Source organism: Micromonospora salmantinae, from assembly GCF_022230905.1.
Lineage (GTDB): Bacteria > Actinomycetota > Actinomycetes > Mycobacteriales > Micromonosporaceae > Micromonospora > Micromonospora salmantinae.
On sequence record NZ_JAKKFG010000043.1, the window covers coordinates 1 to 18,840 of the forward strand.

20 protein-coding genes are annotated in these 18,840 nt (G+C 71.3%); 13 read left to right on the forward strand and 7 right to left on the reverse strand.

From position 1 onward, the window contains the following. Positions 1–173 precede the first annotated feature (173 nt). On the forward strand, positions 174–1,043 hold the full coding sequence (locus PSH03_RS26095; RefSeq protein WP_238690698.1) for a helix-turn-helix domain-containing protein: 870 nt from the start codon (positions 174–176) through the stop codon (positions 1,041–1,043). Between the two features lie 80 nt (positions 1,044–1,123). Here the strand turns inward: PSH03_RS26095 and PSH03_RS26100 are convergent, their stop codons facing one another. Both PSH03_RS26100 and PSH03_RS26105 read right to left on the reverse strand, forming a co-directional pair. Beyond that, a complete protein-coding gene (locus PSH03_RS26100) occupies positions 1,124–1,774 on the reverse strand; it encodes a futalosine hydrolase (RefSeq protein ID WP_238690699.1) in 651 nt (216 codons plus the stop codon). Then, positions 1,771–3,372 (reverse strand): MFS transporter, encoded by a 1,602-nt coding sequence (locus PSH03_RS26105; protein ID WP_210782796.1) that lies wholly within the window; start codon positions 3,370–3,372, stop codon positions 1,771–1,773. Before PSH03_RS26105 ends, PSH03_RS26100 begins: the two co-directional genes overlap by 4 nt. 88 nt (positions 3,373–3,460) lie before the next feature. Between PSH03_RS26105 and PSH03_RS26110 the strand changes: the two genes are divergently transcribed. Next, positions 3,461–4,300 (forward strand): DUF3027 domain-containing protein, encoded by an 840-nt coding sequence (locus tag PSH03_RS26110; RefSeq protein WP_238690700.1) that lies wholly within the window; start codon positions 3,461–3,463, stop codon positions 4,298–4,300. Positions 4,301–4,336: 36 nt separating this feature from the next. Here the strand turns inward: PSH03_RS26110 and PSH03_RS26115 are convergent, their stop codons facing one another. Then, positions 4,337–4,582, reverse strand: coding sequence for a DUF2530 domain-containing protein (locus tag PSH03_RS26115; protein ID WP_210782798.1), 246 nt, complete (start codon positions 4,580–4,582; stop codon positions 4,337–4,339). 88 nt (positions 4,583–4,670) lie between these two features. Between PSH03_RS26115 and PSH03_RS26120 the strand changes: the two genes are divergently transcribed. The 5 genes from PSH03_RS26120 to PSH03_RS26140 all read left to right on the forward strand — a co-directional run bounded on the left by PSH03_RS26120 (position 4,671) and on the right by PSH03_RS26140 (position 8,846). After that, positions 4,671–6,149 (forward strand): NCS2 family permease, encoded by a 1,479-nt coding sequence (locus PSH03_RS26120; protein ID WP_238690701.1) that lies wholly within the window; start codon positions 4,671–4,673, stop codon positions 6,147–6,149. Between the two features lie 112 nt (positions 6,150–6,261). Beyond that, complete coding sequence (locus PSH03_RS26125; protein WP_210782802.1) at positions 6,262–6,711, forward strand: MarR family winged helix-turn-helix transcriptional regulator; 450 nt, start codon at positions 6,262–6,264, stop codon at positions 6,709–6,711. Between the two features lie 72 nt (positions 6,712–6,783). Further along, a complete protein-coding gene (locus PSH03_RS26130; protein WP_203120305.1) occupies positions 6,784–8,067 on the forward strand; it encodes an MFS transporter in 1,284 nt (427 codons plus the stop codon). 97 nt (positions 8,068–8,164) lie between these two features. After that, on the forward strand, positions 8,165–8,674 hold the full coding sequence (locus PSH03_RS26135) for a hypothetical protein (protein ID WP_210782803.1): 510 nt from the start codon (positions 8,165–8,167) through the stop codon (positions 8,672–8,674). A gap of 13 nt (positions 8,675–8,687) precedes the next feature. Next, positions 8,688–8,846, forward strand: coding sequence for a hypothetical protein (locus PSH03_RS26140; protein ID WP_210782804.1), 159 nt, complete (start codon positions 8,688–8,690; stop codon positions 8,844–8,846). On the opposite strand, the gene PSH03_RS26145 is transcribed toward PSH03_RS26140, so the two are convergent. Beyond that, complete coding sequence (locus PSH03_RS26145; protein WP_238690702.1) at positions 8,816–9,583, reverse strand: GbsR/MarR family transcriptional regulator; 768 nt, start codon at positions 9,581–9,583, stop codon at positions 8,816–8,818. The genes PSH03_RS26140 and PSH03_RS26145 overlap by 31 nt on opposite strands. 238 nt (positions 9,584–9,821) lie before the next feature. Here PSH03_RS26145 and PSH03_RS26150 point away from each other — a divergent pair, with 238 nt between their 5' ends. Beyond that, a complete protein-coding gene (locus PSH03_RS26150; RefSeq protein WP_210782808.1) occupies positions 9,822–10,487 on the forward strand; it encodes a DUF4097 family beta strand repeat-containing protein in 666 nt (221 codons plus the stop codon). Positions 10,488–10,502: 15 nt separating this feature from the next. Then, on the forward strand, positions 10,503–11,333 hold the full coding sequence (locus tag PSH03_RS26155; RefSeq protein WP_238690703.1) for an alpha/beta fold hydrolase: 831 nt from the start codon (positions 10,503–10,505) through the stop codon (positions 11,331–11,333). A gap of 54 nt (positions 11,334–11,387) precedes the next feature. Here the strand turns inward: PSH03_RS26155 and sepH are convergent, their stop codons facing one another. From sepH to PSH03_RS26170, 3 genes are all read right to left on the reverse strand, one after another. Beyond that, entirely contained in the window at positions 11,388–12,464 is a 1,077-nt protein-coding gene (sepH, locus tag PSH03_RS26160; RefSeq protein ID WP_210782811.1) for a septation protein SepH, read from the reverse strand. Between the two features lie 185 nt (positions 12,465–12,649). Beyond that, complete coding sequence (gene serC, locus PSH03_RS26165) at positions 12,650–13,777, reverse strand: phosphoserine transaminase (RefSeq protein WP_238690704.1); 1,128 nt, start codon at positions 13,775–13,777, stop codon at positions 12,650–12,652. 196 nt (positions 13,778–13,973) lie between these two features. Further along, positions 13,974–15,080, reverse strand: coding sequence for a citrate synthase 2 (locus tag PSH03_RS26170; RefSeq protein WP_210782815.1), 1,107 nt, complete (start codon positions 15,078–15,080; stop codon positions 13,974–13,976). Positions 15,081–15,358: 278 nt separating this feature from the next. Here PSH03_RS26170 and pdxH point away from each other — a divergent pair, with 278 nt between their 5' ends. From pdxH to PSH03_RS26190, 4 genes are read left to right on the forward strand one after another with little or no spacing between them, the layout of a single operon-like run. Beyond that, positions 15,359–15,988, forward strand: a complete 630-nt coding sequence (gene pdxH, locus PSH03_RS26175) for a pyridoxamine 5'-phosphate oxidase (protein ID WP_210782939.1) — start codon at positions 15,359–15,361, stop codon at positions 15,986–15,988. Next, positions 15,985–17,283, forward strand: a complete 1,299-nt coding sequence (locus PSH03_RS26180; protein WP_210782817.1) for an MFS transporter — start codon at positions 15,985–15,987, stop codon at positions 17,281–17,283. Before pdxH ends, PSH03_RS26180 begins: the two co-directional genes overlap by 4 nt. An 18-nt stretch (positions 17,284–17,301) precedes the next feature. Continuing rightward, positions 17,302–18,231: an aldose 1-epimerase family protein gene (locus PSH03_RS26185; RefSeq protein WP_238690705.1), complete on the forward strand. Its 930-nt coding sequence runs from the start codon at positions 17,302–17,304 to the stop codon at positions 18,229–18,231. Then, entirely contained in the window at positions 18,231–18,833 is a 603-nt protein-coding gene (locus PSH03_RS26190) for a nitroreductase family protein (RefSeq protein ID WP_091395235.1), read from the forward strand. Before PSH03_RS26185 ends, PSH03_RS26190 begins: the two co-directional genes overlap by 1 nt. Positions 18,834–18,840 lie beyond the last annotated feature (7 nt).

Here is an 18,840-nt window from a genome sequence, read left to right on the forward strand (position 1 = left end):
CCAGACCCAGACCCAGACCCAGGCCCGGGGCCGGGGCGTGATGCCGCAAACGATTCAGCTCCAAAGGGGTCGAGGGAGTGGGTCATCCACCGGTGGGCGAGGTTGTCCACAGCGTTATCCACAGCTCCGCGCAGGGTGTTGATAGCACGCCGACCAGCCGGGAACATCGGTCCGTGACCGAGGTGAGTGACCACACCGACGAGGCCGGCGGAGCCGATCTCGGGCGGGCGCTCCGCGCGCTGCGTCGGCGGGCCGATCTGAGTCAGCGGCAGTTGGCCGAGAAATCCGGGGTGCCACAGCCGACGCTTGCCCGGATCGAGTCGGGGCGGGCGCTCGATCCCCGATTCCGGACAGTGGAACGTCTCGTCCAGGCCGCCGGCGGGACGTTGGCCGTTGGCGTCCCACCAGCCATCTCCGGCGTCACCGCACCCACACCGGTTCCGCACGACGACATGCGCGACGAGGCGGGCCGCCGATACCCGGCTCACCTGGACGTCTGGCCGGTGCACGAGCCGCGGGACTGGCCCGGTGCCTGGTGGGCGGAGTGGTACCGGTTGCCGCCCGAGCGGTATCCGCTCCCGCTGCCACCGGCCGCGTACGAGCTGAACCGGCGCTATCGCGACAATCGGCGGTGGGCTGCCGAGGTCCGGCGGACTGCGCGGGTGCGTCGGGTGATCAGTAGCGACCTGCCGGCTACCTGCTGGCGATACGTCGCCGAGCTTCCCGACGGCAAGCTGGTTGGTGAGCTGCGGGCCCATGAGCGGAGCCCATTCCTGGAGTACGGGGAGTGGCATCCGCACCTGCCGGAGCGGGAGATGGTGCTCGACGGCGTGCTTGTCGACGCGCGGTACCGGCGGTTGGGGCTCGGGCGACGGCTGGTCACCGCGCTGGTGACCGGGATGCGCGAGGCGGGCATCGACGACGCGGCCGCCATCGCCGAGGGATCCGGCACCGACCTGCTGCTGGCGTGCGGCTTCGAGTTCGAGGCACGCCGCCCGGCCGCACTGCGCCTGGGCCACCCGGGTAAACGCTCCTTCTCCTGAGCGTCGCCCGGGTCAGCGCAATGCAGGTTGAGCGCAGCGCCGGGTCAGCGCAGCTCAGCGCAGCTCAGCGCAATGCCAGCTCAGCGCAGTGCTGGGGCTGCTGCGGTCAGGGCGGCCAGGGCTTCGCGCAGCCGCCAGGCGTCCCGGTCGCGGGGGCCGATCGGGTTGGAGATGGTGCGCAGTTCGGCGAAGGGCACCCCGGCCTGCGCCGCGGCGACCGCCACGCCGTACCCCTCCATGGCTTCGGCGACCGCTTCCGGATGCCTCCGGCGCAGCTCGTCGGCGCTGGTCGTGGTGCCGGTGACGGTGCTGACCGTGAGCACCGGGCCGGCCGTGGCCGTCGGGAGGGCGGCTCGCAGTGCCGCCAGCAGGCCCTGGTCCGCCGGCACCCTGCTGCCCGCACCGAGCAGCGCGGGCGGCATGCCCAGCTCGTCGACCGGGATGAAGCCATCGGGCGACTCGGCGCCCAGGTCGGCGGCGATGCTGGCGGTGCCGAGCACCGTGTCGCCGACCTCGGCCCGCCCGGTGAAGCCGCCGGCCACGCCGGCGCTGACCACCGCACGGTACGGGCGGCCGGCGGCCTCGGCCAGCGCCAGCAGCCGGGCGGTGGCGGCACCGGCGACGGCCGGACCCACACCGATCGGGGTGACGGTCACGCTGTGGTCGGTCAGCCCGGCGCGGACCGCGTCCGCCTCGGCGGGAACCGCCGTCACCACCAGCAGACCGGTCACGAGAGTGAGCCGGGGGACTCGCGGCGGGTTTCGTCGTCGGCCCCGCCACCCGGGCCGCCGACGGCCGACGACGGGCGGTAGATGTGGTAGCCCGGCGGGGCGAGGCTCGGGTCGTCGTACTGCGGTGAGCTGTTTTGGGCCGGCGCCGGCGAGGTTGGTGTGGGGTCGCCTGGCTCGTCCGCCTGCTCGTCCTCGGTCAGCTCGTCGTCACCGAGCGGTCGGCCGGCCAGCTTCTCGCCGCGCAGCCGGGCGGCGGCCAGCACACCCCGGATCGCGGCCAGTACGCCGACCCCGGCGGCCACGGCGATGCCCATCCGGCCATCGAACGGCACCAGCCCGAGCCCGCCGCCGGCGACGAAGGCGAGCATCAGCACCGTCTCGGAGTGGGCGAAGGAGCTGGCCCGCAACCGTTCCGGGATGCGCTCCTGGATCGAGGCGTCCACGGCCAGCTTCGCTATTCCGCTGGCCATGGCGGCGACCAGGCAGAGCAGGGCGACCATCAGCAGCGAGAACTGGATGACGGCGAGCACCGCCACCCCGGCCACGATGATCATGCTGCTGGACTGGATGGCGGTCGGCCGGTGGATGCGCAGTCTGGTGCCGATGGCGGTGGCCAGGAAGGTGCCGACCGCGAGCGCGCCGCCGACCACGCCCAACGCCCACTCGGCGCCCAGATCCCGGCCGAACACCACCGTGGTCAGGTCGCCCTTCTTGATCGCGAAGGCGAGGAAGAGCAGCAGGAAGCCGTAGAGCGCGCGTAGCGTCGCCGCGCCGATCAGGGTGGCGATCACCAGTCGGCCGGACGGTCGGCCCCGACCCAGCGGCCGGTCGCCACGGCGGCGGCCCAGCGCGCGCAGTGGCCGGGGAACCCGCTCGGGTGGCTCCGAGTCGGCCTTCGGCGGCAGCCGCAGCGAGATCACCATGCCGACCAGGAAGATCAACGATGCGACCCGGAGCGGCCACTGCGGCCCGAACCAGAACGCGGCCAACCCGATCGGCGCCACCAGCGCGCCCGCGACAGTGCCGTAGACGCTGGCCCGGGCACCCACCTGGGACAGGCCGAGGCCCTCCGGCAGCAACCGGGGCACCGCCGCGGAGCGGGCCACGCCGTACGCCCGGGAGAGCGCGAGCACCCCGAACGCGGCCGGGTAGAGCCCGAAGCCGTGGATGTAGTCGGAGATCAACCAGGCCAGGAAGGCGCGGCCGAGCATCGTCGCGGCCAGGGCGTACCGCCTGCCGTGCCGGAAGTGATCCAGCAGCGGGCCCACCACCGGGGCGAGCATCGCGAACGGCACCATGGTCACCAGCAGGTAGAGCGCGACCTTGCTGCGGGCCTCGCCGAGCGGCACGTTGAAGAAGATCGTGCCGGCCAGACCGATGGCGATCAGGGTGTCACCGGCGCAGGAGAGCGCGTGCAGGTCGAACAGGCGAACCATGCCGACCTCGCCGCCGGCACCCCGGGCGCGGGCCCGACCGGCCCGGCGGGTCACCCAGCGGCCGCTGCCCACCGAACCGCGCAACAGCAGACGGATGGCGCGAATGCCGGTGCCGACGGTCCGCCCGAGGACGGAACGCCCGGAGCGGGAGTACGACGGCATGTGCACCATCCTCGCCCATCTGATCCGGGTACGCCGCACCACCGCTGGGAAAGGTTCCCCGGGAGTCCCTGTCACCCCTGCGGGGCGCATGGGGAACAATGGTCGGGTGACCAGGCCCGCCTCCACCCGTGCCGCCCGTCTCGACCAGGTCTGCGCCGCCGCCGTCGAGGTGGCCCGCGCCGGCATTACCGAGGTGGACGCCGACGATGTCGGCGACCACCTGCAGGTCGTCGCCGAGGGTGATCGGCTGGTCACCCACTACTTCGAATGTCGCCTCGCCGGCTACAACGGCTGGCGCTGGGCGGTCACCGTCACGCGGGTGCCGCGCAGCAAGACGGTGACCATCTGCGAGACGGTGTTGCTGCCCGGCCCGGACGCGCTGCTCGCGCCCGGCTGGTTGCCCTGGCAGGAGCGGCTCAAGCCGGGCGACCTGGGGCCGGGTGACCTGCTCCCGACCTCGCCCGACGACGATCGACTGGTCCCCGGTTACCTGCTCTCCGACGACCCGGCGGTCGAGGAGACGGCATGGGAGTTGGGCCTCGGGCGCGCCCGCGTGCTCTCCCGGGAGGGCCGCATCGAAACGGCGCAGCGCTGGTACGAAGGTGACCACGGCCCCGCCGCGGCCATCTCGTCCGCCGCTCCGGCCGCCGCCCGCTGCGGCACCTGCGGCTTCTACCTGCCGTTGGCAGGTGCGATGCGGCAGGCCTTCGGGGCCTGTGGCAACTTCTACGCCCCCGACGACGGCCGGGTGGTGAGCGCCGACCACGGTTGCGGCGCCCACTCCGAGACGTTGATCGAGGCGGCCGAGACCGCTGTCGACGAACTTCCCACGGTGTACGACGACAGCGCGGTGGAGGCCATGTCGGTCAGCCGGGCTCCGGGCTCGGTGGAGGCCGCTGAGCCGGCGGAGCCGTACGGGCACTCCTGATCGTCCGCGCCGCAGTGCTCCGGTGCGGTGGCCAGCTCACCTCGCGCGGCGGCGGCGTCGGTTGGCGTCGTGCCGCAACATCACGGCGAGGCCCGGGAAGCCCCACAGGAAACCGGCGAGGCAGGTCCAGAGCCAGTTCTGATGACCGTTGTCGGTCAGCCAGCCCCGGAAGAAGATCAGCAGGACCAGCCCGGCCACCGCCCACGCGATCAACCCGGCGAGGGCGAACGGCACCATCGGCGGATCGAGTGGTGCGGGCCGCGGTGGCTGCTCGTTCGGCATTCGGCAAGCGTACGGGATCTACTTCCCCTGCCCACCGACGATCTGGGACGATGCGCGCGACAACTGGAAGATCACCTGCGAGGACCTGATGGCCGTAGCGCCGCCCGAGAACGGCACACCTTCCAACCCCGCTCATCCGCGTAACGGTTTCGACCGGTTCTTCGAGATCTCCGCCCGTGGCTCGACGTTGAGCCGTGAGGTACGCGGTGGCCTGGCGACCTTCTTCACGATGGCGTACATCGTGGTGCTCAACCCGCTGATCCTGGGCGGCGCCGTCGACGGTGACGGCAAGAGCCTTCCGATTCCGGCGCTGGCCGCCGCGACCGCGTTGGTCGCCGGCCTGATGACCATCCTGATGGGTGTGGTCGGCCGGTTCCCGCTGGCGCTCGCCGCCGGTCTGGGTGTCAACGCCCTGGTGGCGTACGAGATCGCACCCGAGATGACCTGGGCAGACGCGATGGGTCTGGTGGTGATCGAGGGTCTGATCATCACGGTGCTGGTGCTGACCGGTTTGCGGACCGCTGTGTTCCGCTCGGTGCCGACCCAGATGAAGAGCGCGATCGGGGTCGGCATCGGTCTGTTCCTGACCATCATCGGCCTGGTGGACGCCGGCTTCGTCCGGCGCATCCCGGATGATGCCAACACCACAGTTCCGGTCGGCCTGGGCATCGGCGGCAAGCTGGTGAGCTGGCCGATGCTGGTCTTCGTGGTGGGCCTGCTGATCACGCTGGTGCTGGTGGTCCGTCGGGTGAAGGGCGCGATCCTGATCGGCATCCTCGCCTCGACGGTGCTGGCGGTGATCGTGGAGGCGGTCGGCAACATCGGCCCGTCGTTCGTCAACGGTCAGCCGAACCCCAAGGGCTGGTCGCTGAACGTGCCGGAGCTGCCGAAGTCGGTGGTCGACCTGCCGGACCTGTCGCTGCTCGGCAAGTTCAACGTGCTGGACTCGTGGGGCCGGGCAGGTTGGCTGGTCGTGCTGATGTTCATCTTCACGCTGTTGATCACGGACTTCTTCGACACCATGGGCACGATGGTCGCGGTCGGCCAGGAGGGCGGTCTGCTCGACGAGCAGGGCACCCCGCCGAAGGCCAAGGAGATCCTGCTGGTCGACTCGATCGCGGCGGCGGCCGGCGGTGCGGCCAGTACCTCCAGCAACACGTCGTACATCGAGAGCGCGGCAGGTGTCGCGGAGGGTGCGCGGACCGGCGTGGCCAACCTGGTCACCGGCGCGCTCTTCCTGCTCGCGATGTTCCTGGCGCCGCTGGTCGTGATCGTGCCGTTCGAGGCGGCGTCGACGGCCCTGGTGGTGGTCGGGTTCCTGATGATGACCGCGGTGCGGACCATCGACTGGTCCGACTACGAGATCGCCATTCCGGCGTTCCTCACCATCGTGCTGATGCCGTTCACCTACTCGATCTCCAACGGGATCGGCGCCGGCCTGATCACCTTCGTGGTGGTCAAGCTGGCGCGGGGCAAGGCCCGGGAGATCCACCCGTTGCTGTACGGGGTGGCCGCGCTCTTCGTGCTGTACTTCCTGCGTGGGCCGATCGAGTCCCTGGTGCTCTGAGCCGTCCGGGCGGGGAGTCGATCGGGATTCCCCGCCCGTACCATCTGAATCCCCTCGTGAGCCTGGTCATAACGGATGTCGTTAGCCATGCTCATTAGTTAAGCTAACTACTGTGACGGAGCGGACGGTGACGGCGGAACGCGTGCCACCGGCGCAGCTGGCTCCCCAGCTGCGTGATGCGATCACCCGACTCAACCGGCGGGTCCGACAGGCCCGACCGGTCGGCGACCTCACGGTCACCCAGGTCTCCGCGCTCACCAGCCTGCGGCTGGCGGGCGCGATGACACCCCGGGAGCTGGCCGACGTTGAGCGGGTGCAGCCGCCGACGATGACCAAGATCGTCGGAAAGTTGGAGGACCGCGGCCTCGTGCGGCGGACACCCCATCCGACCGACGGGCGGCAGGTCATCCTTGCGGCGACCGAAGGAGGGCAGGCCGTGCTCGACCAGTTCGAGCGGGCCCGCGACGAGTGGCTGTCCCACCGGCTGGCCGCACTCGACGAGGACGAACGGGAGACCCTGCAGAGGGCCGCCGAGATTCTTCAGCAGCTCGCTCGCGCCTGAGCCGCACCCGCGCCACCGGGTCCGTGCCGTCACCTGTCGATGACGCGTACGTCCGGAGGAGGCGCACCAAGAGTGCAGGCGAAGCTGAGCACGATGTTCCAGTCCCTACAGGTCCGCAACTACCGCCTCTTCGCATCCGGGCAGTTGATCAAGTTGATCGGCGTCTGGATGATGTTCATCGCCCAGGACTGGCTCGTCCTCGAGCTCTCCAACAACTCGGCGACAGCGCTCGGCGTGGTCACCGCCTGCCAGTTCACCCCGGTGCTCCTGCTCACCCTGCTCTCCGGTCGGCTCGCCGACCGGTACGACAAGCGGGTGCTGCTCTTCGCCGCCAACGCCTTCTGGAGCCTGCTGGCGCTCGGCATGGCGGTGCTGGTCCTCACCGACCTGGTGCAGCTCTGGCACGTCTTCGCCTTCGCCGCGCTGCTCGGCACGGCCAACGCGGTGGAGACCCCGGTCCGGCAGGCGTTCGTCTCCGAACTGGTCGGCACGCCGCTGCTGCCCAACGCGCTGTCGCTCAACGCCGCCGTGTTCAACTCCGCCCGGATCGTCGGCCCGGCAGTGGCCGGCCTGGCCATCGCCGCGTTCGACGTCGGCCCGGTCTTCCTCTTCACCGCCCTCAGCTCGGTAGCGCCCCTGGTCAACGTGGTCCGGATGCGGACGACCGACCTGCACCGCGACGCCCTGCTGCCCCGTGACGAGCGGGCGTCCGCCCGGGTCGTCGACGGGCTGCGGTACGTGTGGCGCCGCCCCGACCTGCTGCTGCCGATGGCGATCATGTCGGTGATCGGCATGTCGCTGTTCAACTTCCAGCTCACCCTCGCCGCGTTGGCGAAGACGGTCTTCCACACCGGCGCCGCCTCCTTCGGCCTGTTCAGCACGGCACTGGCCGTCGGCGCGCTCGGCGGCGCGCTCAGCGGCACCGGTCGCCGTAGCCGCCCATCGGTGTGGCTGGTGCTCGGCGCGGCGATCGCCTGCGCCAGCTTCGGCACCCTGGTCGGTCTCTCCACGGCGTACTGGCTGGTCGTGGCGCTGCTGGTGCCGACCGGCTTCTGCATGGTCTTCTTCGCCCAGGCCGCCAACCAGCGGATCCAGATGGGCGTCGACGCGGCCTTCCGGGGACGGGTGATGGCCCTGTGGGTGCTGGTGTTCCTGGGCACCAACCCGGTCGGCGCGCCGCTGATCGGCTGGGTCGCGGAGCACTACGGTGCCGGTGCCAGCATCTGGATGGGTGGGCTCATCTCGCTGGCCGCCGCGGTGATCGCCCTCACCTGGCAGCTCCGCCACTCCGGTGCCCGGCTGCGGTTCCGGGTGCTGCCGATGCCCCGTTTCTACGTCACCTCCACCGACTGCTGAGGGTTTACCACCGGCGCCGGCCGCGTCCGGTTGCGCGGATCGCGCGGATGCGGCGAAACCGGTGGCGGGGTGGCACGGTGGGGCTTAGCGTCGATACGTGGGAGTCGGACGCGCGCTGATGCTGGCCCTGGCGTTCCTCGCCGTGGCCACTCTGCCGGCGGCGTTCGCCCTGCTCTTCTGCTACGACGAGATTCTCGACCGGGTGGTCTGCGGCTGGTCGGAGTGGCGTGACCGCCGCCGGGAGAAACGCACGATCGCCCGTCTCGACCGTGCCATCGAGGCCGACGCGCTGACCCGAGACATCGACCTCAGTGAGTTCGACAGCGCTGACCGCCGGCCGCTGGAACAGCTCGCCGCCGACCTGCGCCGTCTTGGCGGTCAGCGGGTCGGCGGCAGCGGTCGCTCGATGGTCTGGCACAGCGCGCTGCTCCAGGCGTACGACGACCGGCTTCGCCTCGCCTGCCGCGCCCTCGGCATCGCCGAACACCTCGCCGAGCTGGACGGCGTCGATCAGGAGATCGAGCGGGTCCGGGTGGAGGGCGTGCTGCACGCCGCCGGGCTGGCCCTGCCGGCGGCCCGGGCGGGGCTTCGGCAGCGGCACCGCTGAACGACCGCACGCTGTGCGACTCTTCGTCTCGGCCCGCCCGTCCGCCGAGGCGCTCAATCACCTCGGCGCGCAGGTCGCCCGTCTGCGCGTCGCGGCGTCGGAGCTGCTGCTGGTGCGCAGCAACCTCGGCGGCCGACCGCGCTACGAACGGATCGCCGCCTGGTCGCTGTGACCCGGCGGCACGTCGCTGGTCGCTGTGGAAGGCCTGCTGCGGAGAACCTCGCGGGCCTGTTCGGCGGCGCGGGTGATGCTCTCGCTGATGAAGTCGAGGAAGCGGGCGATGTTCTCCAGTCGGGCGGCGGCCGGGGTGTGCGCGCCGAGGAGGGCGACACCCTGGCGTGCGAGCGCGACGAGATGGTCGTTGGCCCGAGCGCTGGCGATCGTCGCCTGATAGAAGAGCTCGTCGTCGACGACGTAGCGGTCGCGGCGGCGTTCGTCGCGTTCGCGACGGACGAGGCTCTGGCTCTCCAGGAAGGTGATCGCCTTGGAGATCGACGCCGGGCTGACCTGGAGGCGCTGGGCGAGCTCGGACGCGGTGAGACTGCCCGAGTCGGTGAGGAACAGGTTGGTCAGCACTCGGGCCGCCATCTTGTTCAGACCGGAGGCCATGAGGACTGTGGTGAACGCCTCCTCGTAGTCGACCACGGCCTGGGCGTCGCGTCCGTCTGGTCGGCGGGCCGCCTCGGCCCCACCGGAGGGGGCGGGCTTGCGCCGGTGGGCGCGACGCTCGGTCGCATGGTGGGCCAGATCGGCGCGGTAGCCGGTGGGGCCGCCGTTGCGCATCACCTCGCGCGTGACAGTCGAGGTGGGACGGTCGAGGCGTCGGGCGATCTCGGCGTAGGGGAGGCTGTCGGCCAGCCCCAGCGCGATCTGCTGGCGTTCCTGCTGGCTGAGCCTGCCTCCCGGCATCGCGATCTCCCCTCGTGGTGCGCAGGGCGGCGGCCCTCGACCCCGTCACCATAGCGTTAACCCACACACCAATGCAACGACTACGGGCATGGCGTTGCATTAGATTCAGGCCCGTTGCAACAAGTTCGCATAGCTGAGCAGCTAAAACACTGGTTTGATGCAACAAGGGTGTTGCAAAAATCGGAAAGCAACGTAGCGTTTCCCACATAAGAAACAAGCGCCGACCTGGGAGAGCACGATGCAGACGTTCGACACACCCGCCCCCATCTCCGCCGTCCTGGACATCCCTGCCGGACGCATCCAGCTCATCGCCGCGGACCGCGCCGACACCACAGTCGAGATCCTCCCGGCCGACCCCGCCAAGAGCAGCGACACCACTGCCGCCGAGCAGACCACCGTCGCCTACGCCGACGGCGTCCTGCGAATCACGACCGCACCTCCCGTCAACAAGCTCTTCGGCCCCTCCGGCTCCCTGGAGGTCACCGTCCGGGTGCCCGCCGGCTCCCACGTCGAGGCCAGGGCCGCCAGCGCCGAGCTTCGGGGCGTCGGCCGCCTCGGTGACGTCGCCTTCGACGGGGCGTACCAGAAGATCAAGATTGACGAGGCCGCGAGTGTCCGCCTCACCGCGATCGACGGCGACGTCGAGGTCGGCCGGCTCAACGGCCCCGCCGAGATCAGCACCGCCCGGGGTGACATCACTGTCGCCGAGGCCACGCGCGGCACTGTCGTCCTCCGTACCCAGTCCGGCGACATCTCGATCGCGGCGGCGGCCGGTGTCTCGGCCGCCCTCGACGCCGGCACCGGCCACGGCCGCGTCAGCAACGCCCTCAAGAACGACGGCACCGTCGAGCTCGACATCCACGCCAGCACCCTGCAGGGCGACATCCACGCCCGCAGCCTCTGAAAGGGACGGATCGAGATGACCAACAACAGCATGTCCTCGACCAGTTCGGCCTGGACCGGCATGGTGCCGGTCGACGACACCGCCCTGGCCGTCACCGACACCGGCGGCCCCGGCATCCCGCTGGTCTACCTCAACGGCCAGTTCGCCACCCAGGGCTACTGGCGGCGGGTCATCGCCGAGTTGGGTACCGAATTCCGGCACATCACCTACGACGAGCGGGCTCGCGGCAGGAAGTCGAAGCGCTCAGCCGACTACTCGTTCGAAGCGGCCGTCCGGGACGTCGACGCCGTTCTCGCCGCCCGGGGGGTGGCCCGGGCGGTGCTGGTGGGCTGGTCCTACGGAGCGGTGGTCGGGGCCCACTGGGCCAACCGGAACCCGGAGCGTGCCCTGGGCGCGGTCCTGGTCGACGGCGCGTTCCCGCACGACTGGCTCGACGAGGCCATGGCGCAGCGGATCCGCAAGATGTTCCGACGGATGAACCTGTTCATGCCGCTGCTGCGCCCGACCGGCCTGACCCCACGGATGAACGCCGACCAGATGGCGGACAGCAACATCGAACTCGGCGAACTCTCCCGCGAGCGCCAACTGGGCCCGGTCCTGGACGCCATCACCGTCCCGGTGCGGTACGTGGTCGCCTCGGGAGCGTCCCTCGGCAGTCGCGGGGACGAGCAGGAGCAGATCCGTGCCAGCCTCGACGCGGTGACCGTCCGCAACCCGCACATCACCATCGGGGCGAAGGTCGCCAGCAACCACGGTGCGATCCTCAAGAAGGACTTCCGCGCCGTCGCCGAGGCAGTACGCGGGGTCGCCGCCCCTCATCGGGAAGACGCCGGAGCCATTCGGTGAGGTCCGAACGCACGCGTTGACGGGTGACGGTGCGTCACCCGTCAACGCGAAGCGTCAGGAAGACTCGCGGGCGGCCGGGCCGCTGCCGAAGAGCACGTCGTCCCAGCTCGGCAACCGCTTGCGCGGCTTGCCGTTGGCGTCGGTGGACTCGCCGGAGGCCGCCGCGGCGGCCGTCCTTCGGGGTCGCAGCACCGCGAGCGACGGCACGGCCGGCACCTCCTTGGGCGCGTCCGAGTCGTCCTCGAAGGCCGACCCCTGGCCGCCACCGAGCAGCGCGGCGGCACCCCCGCCGACGGGCCGCTGTCGAGGAGCGTCCGACCCGGCCAGAGCAGCCGGGGTACGCGGCTCCAGGCCACGACCCGACGAACCGCCGAGCGGGCGGTCCAGTGAGGCGAGCAGCGCGTCCCGGCCAGCCCGGATCGGATCGCGGCCGGGGCGCGGGTGCTCGGACGCGGCAGGCAACCCGTGCCCACCACGGCTCGGCTCGCCACGCGACGGACCGGGCAGGGCGTGCCCGGTCCGCTCCGGTGCCGGCTCCTGGCCGAGGATCGGCGTGGGCCGCTCGGCGCACAGGTACTGCGCCATGTCGTCGTGCGGCGTGACCACCTGCCGGGCCTTGTCCATGTCCCAGATGGCCTGCGCGGTGGCCTTCCCCGACGGCCAGGTGGCGATGATCCGCCAGGTGCCGTCGTCACGCCGGTACGCGTCCCAGGAAATCTTCTCGGTGTCGATGCCGTGCTGGCTCAGCCGACCGTTGACCACCTCGGCGAGCGGGGTGGGCTTCTCCGCGCCCTTGAGGCGGGTGCGGCGGGCGTGCTGGGCGAGCATCGCCCGCTCCTGCAACACCGGGCCGGCATAGCGCAGCACGCGGTCGACCGGAACCCCGGCGATCCGGGCGACATCCTCCGCGGACTCACCGGAGCGGATGCGGGCCTGAATGTCCCGAGGAGACAGTGAGGGAATCGGATCGACGGTGCTCGGTGCCACAGCGAGCGGCGGTGCACCCGGCTCGGGGTGCATCACGCCGGCGATGCGTTCGTCGATCGGCAGGGCGAGGAGCCGCCCCACCTCGTCGGCGAGCACCAGGGCCTGGCCGTCCTCGGAGAGGGCGACGAAGCGTACTGGGCGCATAGCGTTGCCTCCGTCCCGCTTCGCTGGCCGCACGCCACGAGTCGGCCACCCAGGCGTCTCGGACCACCGTACGCGCATCTGCCTCGGGGTGGGGGAAGCGACACCCCGCATGTCGTGACTGAGCTGCGGCAATGATCACGGTCGGTGTCCGTGGAGGCCCCAACGGACACCGACCGTGACGAACGTCAGAGTCGCTCGACCACGTAGTCGATGGACGCGGTGAGCGCCTCGACATCGGCCGGCTCGACGGCCGGGAACAGCGCCACCCGCAGCTGGTTGCGACCGAGCTTGCGGTAGGGCTCGGTGTCCACGATGCCGTTGGCGCGCAGCGCCTTGGCGATCGCAGTGGCGTCCACCCCGTCGGCGAAGTCGATGGTGGCGACCACGTTGGAGCGCAGCGCCGGGTCGGTGACGAACGGGGTGGCCACGCTGGACCGCTCGGCCCAGCCGTAGACCGCGGCGGCGCTCTCGGCGGTGCGCTTCGCCGCCCAGGACAGGCCGCCCTGCGCGTTCATCCAGTCGGTCTGCTCGGCGGCCAGGAAGATGGTGGCCAGCGCCGGGGTGTTGTAGGTCTGCTCCAGCCGCGAGTTGTCGATCGCGGTGACCAGGTCGAGGAAGGCGGGGATGTAACGCCCGGACGCCTTGATCTCGGCGGCTCGGTCCAGTGCCGCCGGGGACATCAGAGCCAGCCAGAGACCACCGTCGGAGCCGAAGCACTTCTGCGGGGCGAAGTAGTAGACGTCGGTCTCACCGACGTTGACCTCCAGGCCACCCGCGCCGGAGGTCGCGTCGACCAGCAGCAGTGCGCCCTCGTCGGCTCCGGCCACCCGGCTGATCGGCACGGCCACACCGGTCGAGGTCTCGTTCTGCGGCGTCGCGTAGGCGTCCACGCCGGACTCGGCGACCAGCGTCGGCGCGCTGCCCGCGTCGGACTTGCGGACGGTCGGCTCACCCAGGAAGGGGGCGTCCTTGACCGACTTGGCGAACTTGGCGCCGAACTCGCCGAAGCTGGCGAACTGGGCCCGGTCGCGAATCAGGCCGAAGGTGGCGACCTCCCAGAACGCGGTGGTGCCGCCGTTGCCGATGATCACCTCGTAGCCCTCGGGCAGCGAGAAGAACTCGGCGATGCCGGAGCGCAGCCGGGCCACCTGGTCACGGACCGTCTTCTGCCGGTGCGAGGTGCCGAGGTAGGTGGTCGCGACCTCGGCGAGAGCGGACACCGCCGCCGGGCGGACCTTGGACGGGCCGCAGCCGAAGCGTCCGTCGGCGGGCTTGATCTCATCGGGAATCCGGATGATCGGTGCGTCAGCCACGGTCTTGAAGATCCTTCCGCAAGGGCGAGGGCGGGCCCGGCGACACTGCCGGCCCTCATCCTCGCACCCGGACCGAACGGCGATGGGCGGGGTCCCGGCGGTCGGTCTGAGTCCTTCGCCACAGTCGGCCCCGGTAACCAACGAGAAGGACCCCTCCTCGACGCCTGACGTCGAGGAGGGACCCTTGCCTACCAGCTCAGACGCCGTGCGGGATGGCGGCCCAGCCCTCGACGTCGGACGGCTTGCGAGTCTCCGGGCCCATGTAGAGGGCGGACGGGCGGACCAGCCGCTGCAGGCGCTTCTGCTCCAGGATGTGCGCGCTCCAGCCGCCCATCCGCGCGCAGGTGAACATCGAGGTGAACATGTGCGCCGGCACCTCGGCGAAGTCCAGCACCACGGCCGACCAGAACTCGACGTTGGTGGCCAGTACCCGGTCCGGGCGGCGGGCCTGAAGCTCGGCGAGGGCGGCCTTCTCCAGTGCCTCGGCGATCTCGAAGCGCGGCGCGCCCAGCTCCTTGGCCGTACGCCGGAGCACTCGGGCGCGCGGGTCCTCGGCACGGTAGACGCGGTGGCCGAAGCCCATCAACCGCTCGCCGCGGTCGAGGACGCCCTTGACGTAGCCCTCCGCGTCGCCGCTGCGCTCCACCGCCTCCAGCATGCTGAGCACCCGGGACGGGGCGCCGCCGTGCAGCGGGCCGGAGAGGGCCCCGATGCCCGACGAGATGCAGGCAGCCGCGTCCGCCCCGGTGGAGGCGACGATGCGAGCGGTGAAGGTGGACGCGTTCAGGCCGTGCTCGGCGGCCGAGATGAAGTACGCGTCGACGGCCTTGACGTGCCGCGGGTCGGGCTCGCCGCGCCAGCGCTTCATGAACCGCTCGACGATGGTCTGCGCCTTGTCGATCTCCTTCTGCGGCACCGCCGGCAGGCCGAGGCCGCGGGCGGACTGGGCGACGAAGGAGAGCGCGGTCACCGAGACCCGGGCGAGATCCTCACGGGCCTGCTCGTCGGAGATGTCCAGCAGTTGGTTGAGACCCCAGTACGGGGCCAGCATGGCGACCGCGGACTGCACGTCGACGCGGATGTCACCGGAGTGCACCGGCACCGGGAACGGCTCCGCCGGCGGCAGGCCCGGCCCGAACCGGCCGTCGACAAGCAGTGCCCACACGTTGCCGAACGACACCTGGCCGATCAGATCCTCGATGTCGACTCCGCGATAGCGCAGCGCACCGCCCTCACGGTCAGGTTCGGCGATCTCGGTCTCGAAGGCGACGACGCCCTCCAGCCCGGGTTTGAAATCGGCCATGTCGCTCTCCTGGATCTGGTCGGTGCGCCCGATCGCTCATCCGGCCCGATCGGCCGAGCGCCTTAGGCGACCCTCAGGGATGTGTTCGGAACATACTGCCTGCTGAGTAAGGGATACGCGACCCGCTGCGACTGTGCTGCACGCGACATCCCCGGACGCGCATTCTCCGCGCGGCTCAGTGAGACTGGGCAGGGCGGGCTGGTCAGCGCGGGAGGGTGCTGGCGGGGCCCCCGAAAAGGAGTGGGGACGTGACGGGTGACACACCCGCCCCGGCCGCGATGCGTAACGAGTACGCCGCGGACCTGGGCCTGACCGAGGCTGACCTGGCCGTCGACTGGCACACCCAGTTCGACAGCTGGTTCGCCGACGCGGTGGCCTTCGGGCTGCCCGAACCGAACGCCATGGTGGTGGGCACCGCCGACTCGGCCGGCCGGCCGAGCGGGCGGACGGTGCTGCTGAAGGGGTACGACCCGGAGGGCTTCGTCTTCTTCACCAACCATCTGTCGCGCAAGGGCGTCGAGGCGACCGCCAACCCGTACGCCAGCCTGGTCTTTCCGTGGTTTCCCATGCAGCGTCAGGTGGTGGTCGCCGGACGGGTCGCGCCGGTCGACCGCGCCACCAGCGAGGCGTACTTCGCCAGCCGGCCGCGCGGCTCCCAACTGGGTGCCTGGGCCAGCCCACAGTCGCAGGTGGTGTCGGGTCGGGCGGCGCTGGAGCAGCGGTACCAGGAGGTGGCCGAGCGGTTCGCCGACCAGGCCGAGATCCCGGCTCCGTCGCACTGGGGCGGGCTGCGGGTCCAACCCGAGTCGGTGGAGTTCTGGCAGGGCCGGGCCGGCCGGTTGCACGACCGGCTCCGCTTCCGTCGCCTTGATCAGGGTGACTGGATCGTCGAGCGGTTGGCGCCGTGACGGGTGTGCGGGAGACCCGGCCGCGCGCAGCGCGCCGCTGGGCGATCGACGTACGTCCGCTGCGGGTTCCGGCGTACCGCCGGCTCTGGCTCGGCAACACGGTGGCGATGTTCGGCTTCCAGTTCACCGCCGTCGCGGTGCCGGTGGAGATGTACGCCCTGACCCGGGACTCGTTCTGGGTGGGGTTGCTGGGCGTGGCCGCCTTCGTACCGTTGCTGGTCTTCGGGCTCTGGGGCGGCGCGGTCGCCGACGCCCGTGACCGGCGTGCGGTGCTGCTCGGCGGCTCATTGTTGCTCTGGGCATCCACTCTCGGGCTGCTGCTCCAGGCGGTGCTCGACGTGGGCAGCCCGGTGCTGCTGCTGGCGTTGATGGCGTTGCAGTCGGTGGCCTTCGCGATCAGCTCGCCGGCCCGCAGCGCCATGCTGCCCCGGCTGGTGCCGGACGACCTGGTGGCGTCCGCCACCACGCTGAACTACACGACCTTCACCGCCGCCTCGGTCGCCGGCCCGCTCGCCGCCGGCCTGATCCTCTCCGCCTCGCCGGACACCACTGTGGTCCTGCCGATCGCCTACGGGCTGGACGCGGTGCTGTTCACAGCGATGCTCTGGGCCGCGCTGCGGCTGCCCTCGCTCCCGCCCGAGCCCACCGCCGACGGCCAGGCCCGGCGTGCCGGTCTGGCCAGCGTCGTCGACGGGTTCCGCTACCTGGCCACCACCCCGGTCCTGCTGCTGTCCTTCGGGGTCGACCTGATCGCGATGATCCTCGCCATGCCACGGGCCCTCTTTCCGGAGATCGCGCACGAGCGGTTCGGCGGCGGTGGCTCGGTCGGTCTGCTCTACAGCGCCATCGCGATCGGCTCGATGATCGGTGGGTTGACCTCCGGCTGGATCGGCCGGCTCCGCCGCCAGGGGCTCGGCCTGGTGCTCGCGGTGGTCGGCTGGGGCCTGGCGATCGCCGCGGCCGGGTTGGCCCACCAGCTCTGGCTGATGGTCGTGCTGCTCGCCGTGGCCGGCGCCGCCGACCTGATCAGCGCGGTACTGCGTCAGTCGATGCTGCTGGTCTACGCACCGGACCGGATGCGCGGCCGGCTCCAGGGCGTGAACACCGTAGTGGTGGCGGGTGGCCCACGCCTGGGCGATCTGCGCGCCGGCACCATGGCCGCCGGGTTCGGTGGCGGGGTGGCCTGGGTGGCCGGTGGGCTCGCCTCCGCGGTGCTCGTGGTGGTGCTGGCTGTCGCGTTCCCGGCGCTGCTGCGTTACCGGGCGGCGACGGCGTCGAGCGACAACCGGACCTGACCGGTTAGTGTCGCCGGCATGGAAAGCCCCGATCAGCGCCCGTTCTCCGGCGCCCAGTGGACCATCTCCGCCGCCGGCCACGAGGCCGTCATCGTGGAGGTCGGCGGTGGGCTCCGGACGTACCGGCACGACGGTGTCGACCTGCTCGACGGGTACCAGACCGACGAGGTCTGCCCCGGTTGCACCGGGCAGGTGCTGGCACCCTGGCCGAACCGGATCCGCGATGGTCGCTACTCGTTCGACGGGCGGACGCACCAGCTTTCGCTGACCGAGCCGGAGCGGCACGTGGCCATCCACGGGCTGGTCAACTGGGTGCCGTGGCAGTTGCTGGAGCAGTCGGCGGACGCCGTGACGGTCGGCTACGACCTGCCGCCGCAGCCCGGCTACCCGTGGCCGCTGCGGCTGCGCAGCCGGTGGAGCGTCGACGCGGACGGGCTGCGCGCCGAGCACGAGGTGACGAACATCGGTGGGGAACTGGCCCCGTTCGGCTTATCCGTGCACCCGTACCTGCAACTGCCGGGCGTCGCTGTGGACGACCTGGTGTTGCGGCTGCCCACCCGGAGCCGGGTGCTGGTGGACGGTCGGCTGCTGCCGGTGGGGGTGACCCCGGTGGCCGGCACCGAGTACGACTGGACCAGCCCTCGCCGGATCGGCGCGGCCGTGCTGGACTCCTGCTTCGGCGAGGTGATCCGGGACGCCGACGGCGGTTCGTCGGTGAGCCTCGCCGCGCCGGACGGTTCGGCCGCTGTGAGCATCTGGGCGGACGCCGAGTTCGGCTGGTGGCAGGTGTTCACCGGGGACGCCCTCACCGGCGATCGGTACCGCCGCTCGGTGGCGGTCGAGCCGATGACCTGCCCACCGGACGCGTTCCGGTCGGGCAAGGACCTGCTCACCCTCAAGCCCGGCACTACCTGGCGAGGTGCCTGGGGCATCCGCCCCGGCGCCTGATGGAGTTCGCCGAGGTCGTCCGCCGACGGCGGATGGTGCGCAACTACGACCCGGACCGCCCCGTCCCGCCCGACGTGGTGGACCGGTTGCTCGACCATGCGGTCCGCGCGCCGTCGGCCGGCTTCGCCCAGGGCTGGGGTTTCCTGGTGTTGGAGGAGCTGGCCGATCGGGACCGGTTCTGGGCCGCCACCACCCCCGATGGCGGTGGGCGGGAGCGCTGGCTCGCGGGCATGCGCCGGGCACCCCTGATCGTGGTGCCGCACGCCAACGAGTCGGCCTACCTGCGGCGGTACGCGGAGCCGGACAAGGGCTGGACGGATCAGTCCACGGACCGGTGGCCGGTGCCGTACTGGCACGTGGACGCCGGATTCGCGGCGTTGCTGATGTTGCTCACCGCTGTGGACGAGGGGCTGGGGGCGTGCTTCTTCGGCATTCCGCCGCAGCGGCTCGCCGCCTACCGGGACGCGTTCGGCGTGCCGGCGGAGTATCAACCCATCGGCGCCGTCACAATCGGTTACCGTGCAGCCGACCATCGGTCACCATCGTTGCGCCGTGGACGTCGCCCGATGGACGAGGTCGTGCGGCGCGGCCGGTGGAACTGACACGGAC